This window comes from Streptomyces sp. SID3343, assembly GCF_009865215.1.
Lineage (GTDB): Bacteria > Actinomycetota > Actinomycetes > Streptomycetales > Streptomycetaceae > Embleya.
Genome location: NZ_WWJX01001106.1, coordinates 1 through 7,989 on the forward strand (window position 1 = coordinate 1; position 7,989 = coordinate 7,989).

A 7,989-nucleotide genomic window follows, 5' to 3' on the forward strand; every position below is an offset into this window, starting at 1 on the left:
ACCGGACTCGACGGGACCGGACTCGACGGGACCGGACTCGACGGGACCGGACTCGACCGTAACGAACTCGACTGGCACAGAACCGACTTGGACCGCCCTCGGACTACGCCGCGATCGCAGGGCGCGCAGGCCCGTGAAAGACCTGTGCGGTGTGCCAGGAGCGGTGGACCGGGGCTATCGAGGGTGTCCCCGCCTGGGGGCCGAGCAGCGGACGTCCGGTGAGGGCGATGACCTGGTCGCGCGCGGCCGTGCTGTGCCCGACGAATCGCTGCGCGACCATGACGCGGTGCTCGTCGCTCACCCCGAGAACGCCTTTGTCGAAGAGCTTGTGGTGGAGCGAGCACAGGCACACCGAGTTGTCCGTCTCGTCAGGTCCGCCGAGCGCCCACCAGTGCACGTGCGCGGCCTCCAGCCCCACCGGGATCATGCCGATCCGACCGTCGTAGCCGCAGAACGCACAGCGGTATTCGTAGGCGGTCAGGACCAGTTCGCGGAGCGCTTGGCTTCGCCGCCGCCGTCTCGACATCAGCGGTTGCATCTCGGCGTAGTCGAGTTCCAGGCCGGCGGCCTCGCACAGTTCCTGGTGAAGCGAGGGCGGAAAGTGCGATTCGAGCAACGTGCGCGCCATCTGTCCGAGCAGTGCGGGGTCGCGGCGCAGCGCGGCCCGCAAGTCCGGAGACAGCCGTCCGGCGGCCCCCGAATCCCGCAACTCCCGTACACCGCTTCCGGGACTTCCCGCCCCTCGGCGCGTGCGCACCTCCCACATCCCGTCGTTGACCAGGTGATGGAACGGATACGCGGGGGTGGTCCGGTTGCCCGGCCCGTACTCCGCGAGCAGTCGCTTGAGGTCCGCTTCGACCGCGCTGTAGACGAGCTCCTGATCGGCGTCCTGTTGGTAGCGGCCAAGGGCATAGAGAAGCAGCAGCGGCTTGTGCGGAGCACGGACGCCGTTGTTCGTCCATTGCCTCAGGGTCGCGACTCGCGCCGGCCAGTCCATGCGCAGGATCATAAGGGCCGTCCTGTGACGCTCCGCCCGGTCGGCACGGCACAGTGGTGATGGTGGTGCCGGCGTGATGGTGCGGGCGAGCCGGCGGACGTCGCCGTACGACGGGTGCTTGGCGTATCCGGCGACGATTTCCGACAGGACCGAGGTGGCTTGGGTCGCGAACGCCGCGGCCGCGGCTTCCCGCTCCACCTTGCCCGGGGTGACGGACACGAGCCGCGCGGAGGGCGGAAACGGGCCGAAGGGGCCAGCCAGTCGGGCCCGCGCAAGGCGAGTGCGACTTCGGCGGGCATGCGCGCCGGACCGTGACGGGGGCGGTTTCGGATCAGGAGCCCTCGGTCGAGTGCCCATGGCGCCCCTGGTTCGAGGGCGAGGTCAGGGATGCCGAACGCGCGGACCCGCGGCCCCCCGGGCGACGGTCCTCGGCGGCGGACCACCTGCCGCCGGCGCACTGTTCCGGCGTACCGGGTCACGGCCACCACGGCGGCGGCTCAAGGCGACGCGCGACACGACGAAGACCCAGGTGGGCAAATCGGCGACTCACAGAGCGAGAAAAGCGCGAGGCCAAGGTCGTGAGGCCAAGGTGCGGAGCTAAGGTCGAGTGCCTCTCGGCCCCGCCCGCAATCCCTCCGCCTCCAACACTTCGCCCAGCAGGTCCAGCGCCTGTCCCCAGGCGTGCGGCGCCGGTGTGGCGTAGCCCAGGACCAGTGCGGCCGGGGCCGACGTGTCGGGCGGATGGCGGTAGCCGGAGGCGTGTAGACCGTGCAACCGCAGCCCGACGTACTCGCCGGTGGAGATCAGTCGACGTTCGTACTCGGCGGACGGCAGAGGCAACAACGCGTGCAGACCGGCGGCCGCGCCTACGAGCCTGAGCCCGGTAAGCGCGCCGACGCGATCGGCGAGCTCGGCGCGCCGTCGCCTGTACACCGTACGCACACGGCGCACGTGCCGGTCGTAGTCACCTCGCGCGACCAAGTCGGCGAGCGTCAATTGCTCGATCACGGACACACCGCCGCCACTCTCGCGCATGGCTGCGGTCACCGGGACGCGCAGCGTCGGCGGCACCACAAGCTGGCCCAAACGCAGGCCCGGAGCGAGAGATTTGCTGACACTGCCGGCGAGTACGATCCGCTCGGGATCGAGCGCCTGGAGGGCCCCCACCGGCCTACCGTCGTAGCGGAACTCGCCGTCGTAATCGTCCTCGATCAGGAAGCCGTCGCAGCATTCGGCCCAGGCGACGAACTCGCCACGTCGCGCGGGCGACAGCACAACACCACTGGGGTGTTGGTGAGCCGGTGTAAGCAATGCGGCCCCCGTCAGCGGGGTGAGGTCGGCCGGATCGGCGCCGAACTCGTCCACGCGCAGCGGTACAGGACAGGCCCGCTGCCGTCGTCAGCGCGCTGTCGGCACGCCAAACACTGCGGCCTGCGATGCCCCGACTCCTGCCCGGACGGCGGTCCCACCAAAGGCTCGTCAAACGAGCGATCGAGCTCGGCCGGACCACGTTCCGGCGCCGACCGCATCAACGACAGAACCGGGTCGTCCGACAGAGGCCCGGCCGAACATGCACGCCACCGACCCGACACCGAGGAAGGTGGCCGGGCAGGTCGGGGCCGCGCTCCGGGGCGCTCCGAAAGGCGCTGAAGGCCCCAAGTGAGACGGAAACCGAGACGGAATGAAATCAGCCCCGACCCGGCGAGAGGTCGAGGCCGAGGGTTTCGCCGACTGTTCGAACAGTCCAGCAGGCCGGCGGAGGATACGACCTTCGAACTCGTGAGGGTGCGAACCCAACACGCTTTCCAAGTCGCCGCCCGAGGGTTCGGCGTGACTCGTCAGCGTCCTGACCTGCCGCGAAGCTCCGGTCCTCTCGGCGCCCGGACTTCGGTGAACGAAGGTGAATGAGACCAGAACTGAGACCAGCGGACCCATGGCTCAGGTGTCAGTGTCCTTCGGATGCCGGGTGGAGGCGTACACGAGGTGGACGGTATGTCCGACCTCATCGACGAGATAGCGCACGCGGCCACCGGCGGTTACTTCGAATTCCCATTGCGGCAGCTCTCGGCTGCCCAAGACCCGGGTGGCGAGGCGGCCGCGCAGGCGGTGCTGTCGGTCCGGGTCGCGGGTGGACAGTGGATCGGCGCGGAGAGACTTGAAGCAGCGACGGGCATTGGTCGCCGTCTCGGCGCAGAGATCACCCCACCCCTTGGCAGCCTCGGTGGTGGCGAAGCGCAATCTCCACTCGTCACCGATGGGTGGCGGCGGGACATCATCACCGCGTTTCGGACTCAAGGCGCGAGTACCTCACCGTGATCCTCATCCTGCAACGGCTCGGCGAGCAGGGCGGCCAACTCGGGATCGGCCAGGATCCTGGCGGTCGCGCGCCACTCGACGATGACGCGATGCAGGGTCGAGTGCACATCCAGTTCCGCGACGTCACGTGTGGCGTCCACTAGGTCCACGACGAACTCGCGAACCTCATCCGCGGACAAGTGTCGAACCCACGGGAAAACCGTCGGCAAGGCGAGGAGCACCGCTCGGGCACCCTCATCGCTACCGATCAGCGCGGCAAACAGTCGGGAGGTGACATCTGCGGTTTCTTCCCGCTGGCGATCATGGCGCTCGGTGGTCAGATAGAGATCCTCTCCGTCACGACGTGTGACGTGGACACGCTGGGCACGTTCGACGGTCTCGGCGACTCGCTTCGAGTTCTTCGACAGGTCGGAGAAGGCCACGGTGAGAGTGGACATGGATGCATGATACTTCGGAATGTGTTCCGAAGTCCAAGCCTGGGGCTGGTGACCGGTCGTGGGGTCTCCGACCGAGAGCCGTGGCGTACAGGGAAGGCGCTTGGTGCTCCTCCGCCTCCGGTCCATCCATGCCGCGATGACAGACGGGCGGTGCACCACCTGCCGGACCGACGTGAACCGCATCGGGCGGCAGGTGGTGAAGGGCCGGGATCCACCGGCCGCCCTGGCCTTCTGGGTCAACTGCAACCAGAACTGAGACGGAATGAAATCAGCCCCGACCTGGCGAGAGGTCGGGGCTGACAGTTTTGCCGGCTGTTCTAGCAGGTCAGCAGGCTGGCGGAGGATACGAGATTCGAACTCGTGAGGGTGTGAACCCAACACGCTTTCCAAGTCTGATGGCCTGCTCCGGACAGCAGTTCACGACAGTTCGCCACTGTTCAGGCCTGCATCGGAGGCACCGGAGCGACGGTGCGAGGGGCCGCGGTGAACGACGCTGAACGCCGATGAATGAGACGGAAAGTGAGACGGAAGGCCGCCGCACTCCGATCAGGGACCGGGCGAGGCTTCGGGACCACCTCGACTGAGGCGGCGGAGAGTTTCGAGTACCCAGAACGATGCGGCATGATGAGTTAGGACCCCTCCTAACTTTCTCGCGAGAGAGCTAGGTGGATCACGAAGGTCCCGCCCAGGCCGGCCAAGCATGAGACGGGACCAACGTGCCGCTCAGGGGCCCTGGTGACTACTAGTCTCCAGGGCCGCTGCCGTTGTAGAAGCTCCAAGCTCCACGCGCGAACGTGTAGAGCATCGGTCCCCACTTGCGGACCGCGGAGACAGCCTTCCCGGCGTTCCTGCGCAGATCTCGCCGCCGCAGCCACTCTGACGTCGTCAACGAAATCACCTCCTCCCGAGCCCGGTTACGTGCTCATGGGCCCCATGGGTGGTCCAAGGACACCCGGTGGGTGGAGGTTTGGTGCTGAGGCAAGAGCGTACCGGTGGAAGAACGCCTCCTTTGAACCGAAAGTGTGTGTCCGCTGTGTGTCCGCACCCAACGGGGAACCAACGGGAACCGAGAGGAACCCAACGGGCATCAACTTCCATCAACTTCCACGTTCTACCGTGATGGAAGTCACATGATCGATTCCTCGGTGGCACATGTTGTCGCGCAACGTCGGTCCGTATGCCTCGTCTAGTCCAAGGCGGCGGAACGCTCGGCTAGAGCGAGCAGTTCGGCGGGCGCTGCCCGGCCTGCGATCAGGGTGAGTTCACGGATGGCACTTCGTGATGCCGTGTGGCTGCGCACTGTTTCGGGCGCAAGCTCTTCTGCACGGAGCAGGCACTCGACAGCTTCGCCGACGTGGCGACGTTGAGCGTGTGCGCGCCCAAGGTCCATGAGGAGCCGTGAACGTCTCTCCGGGGACAGTTGATCTGCGTCGATGCGGCCACCGATGGCGAGAGCTTCACCAGCGTCGCCGAGATCGACTGCGGTTGAGACTGCTTGGATCTCGACGTTCGTTGGGCCGAACTCAAGGTTGAAATCGTTGCGGTCGGCGCCGAGTCGGATAGCGACGGCTCGGGCTTCGCTGATCTCGGTTCGGGCTTGGTCACGATTCCCTGATCGGGCGTTCACCAGCGCCAAAATCAGGCGCAGTGATCCGAGGACGGAGAGTCCTTCGGGTGAGGCCAACTCGGCATCGCCGTAAGTCTCCAAGGCTCGTACTGCGGTCGCCGCTGCGTGTTCAGCTTGGTCGAGCCGCTTGAGCCTGATGAATGCCTGCGCAAGGCGGTAGATGCCTGCAAACACGGACAGCACCGCGCCCGACTGTTCAGCGGCTCGAATGGCGCGATCCGCTGCGATCCATGCGGCATCGGCTTCGTCTTGCCGGACGAAGGCAGCGGCCAGCGCTTGGTAGACGCGCGCGAGCAGGGCGTACAACGTCGCCTGCTCGCTGTTGGGGGCGGTCCTTGCCGCCGATTCCAAACGATCGAGCAAGGGTCCTACCAGCGCGCTGAGTTCAGCGAACTTGGCGGCGTGAGTGAGCGCCCACAACTCGTCTACTTGGTCGATCAGCTCGACCAGCGGAGTGCGCTCGAAAGTCGCTCGGTTCGAGAGCAAAGCGCCGAGAGCTGGATGTCCGGAGATCGTCAGGCGCGCTGCATCTAGATCGTTCGGTCCTTCCGGCACAACGGGTGGCGGCACCGACGCCACGGGTGCATCCGGGTTCAAGGCTTGGACCGAGACGCCGAGCGCGTCGGCAAGCAGTTGCAGAACATCGAGTCGTGAGACGGGCTGTACGCCTCGCTCCACCTGGGAGACCCAACTTGCCGTGCGGCCTACCGCGGTCGCCAGCTCTGTCTGCTTGATGCCGCGTTGCTTCCGGAGCGTGGCCACACGTGCGCCGAAAGCTCTGCGCTCATCGTCAGACACCACGCGCCTCCTCCTCGGGGATGCCCTTGCCGTCTCCGGACTCCAGGAAATCGACCGCGACAGACTCGATGTACTGCTCCCGGGCCGCGAGAAAGCGCCGTACGTGGGGCTGCTGCTCGTGCAGGTCGAACGCGGCCCGGTCCGCGTACAGCTCGTAGAAGATCCGCTGAAGCGGCTTTCCGTCGACTGCGTGGCTCACGTAGATGAGCGTCCCGGGTTCGAGTTCCCGGATGCCGATCAACGTCTCTGCCACCAAGGCGTCAAAGGCTCGCACTGCCGCTTCGTCGCGGGCAGTGAAGCGCACGTTCAGGCCGAAGGCCACGTCTCGCTCCTCTCACAGGGCAACAGCCAGTCTCACACGCTCGCTGTTTTCCTGCGACTAGCAGTTTCTCTTGACTCGCAGTTTTTCTGTTAGTACGTTCGCAGTGTTGCTTCATCTATTGAAGCGGCGCAGAGCACTGTGCGACCTGCCAGGGAAGGCGGCTTCGGCTGCGCGCCCGTAAGTGCCGGGACAGCTCGTCCCTTGAGAACTGAATCCTGCGAGTGACCGCGGCCCCGGGTCGCTCGCGCCGGTCTGCACAGGGGCTTTGCCATCCGTCGTTACCGACGGGGCTACTTCATACGTGTTCCGGGGCGGCTGCCGATCCTTGCCGGGAGGCAGCCGCCCCGTGGGCCGTGACCTTCACGAGAGGAGCACGACCGTGAGAACCATTGTGAACGGCCGTCTGGCCGTGACGAACTTCGAGTTCAACGAGTTGGCGCTGGGCGTCGACCCGGAGCTGTTCGAGGGTGTCGAGGGGGAGTCCGCCGAAGAGCGGGCCGCCCGGGTCGATGCCGCGCACGACATTCTGACCGCGTTGCGGCGTGAGGACCCGGACTTGGCCGCGTACGCCGAGCAGTTGCTTGGCGAGTCGGCGACCGTCCACGTCCTGCCGCGCCGTTTCGTGGCTCGGCGGTGGGCCGCGTGAGCGCCGATGCGGGCACGTTCGCCGCCGTCGGGTTCGCGCTCTATGCCGCGCACATGGTGGGTGGCCACTGGGTGCAGCGCGAGCGGGAAGCGCTCGGCAAGGGTGCGGCCGGTTGGTCCGGCCGCTACCTCGCCGCGCGGCACGTCGCGTCGTTGACTGCGGTCAAGGTGTTGTTCCTCGCCGCGGTGTGGCTGGTGTTCGGGCTGTCGCTCGCGCCGTTCGCGGTGGTCGTGGGCCTGGTGGTCGACGCGCTGTCGCACTGGTGGGCGGACCGCCGGCACACCCTCGCCAGGCTCGCTCGCCGGACCGGCAAGGGCGGCTGGTGGGACCACGACCCGCAGGCGCCGTACCTGCTCGATCAGTCCTGGCATACCGGGTGGTTGTTCGTGGCTGCCCTGATCGTCACGGGGGTGACGTCGTGACAGACACCGTCTACTCGATGCGCGCCGGCCGACAGCTCGACAAAGTTCGTGTCGCCGAAGCGCAGGCCGCCGCACAGACCAAGCAGGCGGAGTCGGCGCTCGCCCAGGCGGAGGCCGCCGCGAGGATCGCCGCCGTTCAGCGTGAGGCCGACCGCGCCGCGCGGGCCGGTGCCGAGCAGGACAAGGCCCAAGCGAGCGAGGCGCGCAGGCGTCGTTGGCTCGACCGGATCGACGCCCTGATGACGCGTCGCGACTTCGTGATGGTCACGTCGATGATGGCCGCTTCGGTCGGCACGGCGTGGCCCGCGCAGATGTCGTTCTACCTCGCTCTCGGGATGCATCCCGCGCTCGCCGTGCTGGTGACCTCGATGTCCGAGGGTGCTGCGTGGGCGGGTGCGGCGATGGCGTCCAAGGCGATCGAGTC

At 67.1% G+C, this 7,989-nt stretch carries 10 protein-coding genes; 4 read left to right on the top strand and 6 right to left on the bottom strand.

The window, feature by feature from the left end:
- Positions 1–103: 103 nt before the first annotated feature.
- Together GT354_RS34500 and GT354_RS34510 are read right to left on the bottom strand one after the other, a co-directional pair.
- Complete coding sequence (locus tag GT354_RS34500; RefSeq protein WP_161360318.1) at positions 104–997, bottom strand: phosphorothioated DNA-binding restriction endonuclease; 894 nt, start codon at positions 995–997, stop codon at positions 104–106.
- A 597-nt stretch (positions 998–1,594) separates the two neighbouring features.
- Complete coding sequence (locus GT354_RS34510) at positions 1,595–2,362, bottom strand: PLP-dependent aminotransferase family protein (protein WP_346012315.1); 768 nt, start codon at positions 2,360–2,362, stop codon at positions 1,595–1,597.
- A gap of 627 nt (positions 2,363–2,989) precedes the next feature.
- On the opposite strand from GT354_RS34510, the gene GT354_RS34515 reads away from it, so the two are divergent.
- Positions 2,990–3,313 carry a hypothetical protein gene (locus GT354_RS34515; RefSeq protein ID WP_161360309.1) on the top strand — a complete coding sequence of 108 codons (324 nt, stop codon included), beginning with the start codon at positions 2,990–2,992 and terminating at the stop codon, positions 3,311–3,313.
- Here the strand turns inward: GT354_RS34515 and GT354_RS34520 are convergent.
- From GT354_RS34520 to GT354_RS34535, 4 genes are all read right to left on the bottom strand, one after another.
- Positions 3,289–3,750, bottom strand: coding sequence for a prevent-host-death family protein (locus GT354_RS34520; RefSeq protein ID WP_161360310.1), 462 nt, complete (start codon positions 3,748–3,750; stop codon positions 3,289–3,291). The two genes, GT354_RS34515 and GT354_RS34520, sit on opposite strands and share 25 nt — an antisense overlap.
- Before the next feature lie 742 nt (positions 3,751–4,492).
- Positions 4,493–4,639 carry a hypothetical protein gene (locus GT354_RS34525; RefSeq protein ID WP_161360312.1) on the bottom strand — a complete coding sequence of 49 codons (147 nt, stop codon included), beginning with the start codon at positions 4,637–4,639 and terminating at the stop codon, positions 4,493–4,495.
- Between the two features lie 297 nt (positions 4,640–4,936).
- Positions 4,937–6,175: a helix-turn-helix transcriptional regulator gene (locus GT354_RS34530; RefSeq protein ID WP_161360313.1), complete on the bottom strand. Its 1,239-nt coding sequence runs from the start codon at positions 6,173–6,175 to the stop codon at positions 4,937–4,939.
- Complete coding sequence (locus tag GT354_RS34535; RefSeq protein ID WP_161360314.1) at positions 6,168–6,497, bottom strand: antibiotic biosynthesis monooxygenase; 330 nt, start codon at positions 6,495–6,497, stop codon at positions 6,168–6,170. Before GT354_RS34535 ends, GT354_RS34530 begins: the two co-directional genes overlap by 8 nt.
- A gap of 379 nt (positions 6,498–6,876) precedes the next feature.
- On the opposite strand from GT354_RS34535, the gene GT354_RS34540 reads away from it, so the two are divergent.
- The 3 genes from GT354_RS34540 to GT354_RS34550 form a co-directional block, all read left to right on the top strand.
- Positions 6,877–7,143: a hypothetical protein gene (locus GT354_RS34540; protein WP_161360316.1), complete on the top strand. Its 267-nt coding sequence runs from the start codon at positions 6,877–6,879 to the stop codon at positions 7,141–7,143.
- A complete protein-coding gene (locus GT354_RS34545; protein WP_346012316.1) occupies positions 7,140–7,565 on the top strand; it encodes a transcriptional regulator in 426 nt (141 codons plus the stop codon). The genes GT354_RS34540 and GT354_RS34545 overlap by 4 nt, the downstream gene beginning before the upstream one ends.
- Positions 7,562–7,989 (top strand): hypothetical protein (locus tag GT354_RS34550; RefSeq protein ID WP_202512628.1); only part of this gene is annotated, 428 nt, incomplete at its 3' end. The genes GT354_RS34545 and GT354_RS34550, both read left to right, overlap by 4 nt.

What these genes read in the sequence shown, in the direction of transcription:
- GT354_RS34520 (WP_161360310.1), bottom strand. Translation starts at nt 3,750, where the DNA reads ATGTCCACTCTCACCGTGGCCTTCTCCGACCTGTCGAAGAACTCGAAG.
- GT354_RS34515 (WP_161360309.1), top strand. Translation starts at nt 2,990, where the DNA reads ATGTCCGACCTCATCGACGAGATAGCGCACGCGGCCACCGGCGGTTAC.
- GT354_RS34500 (WP_161360318.1), bottom strand. Translation starts at nt 997, where the DNA reads ATGGACTGGCCGGCGCGAGTCGCGACCCTGAGGCAATGGACGAACAAC.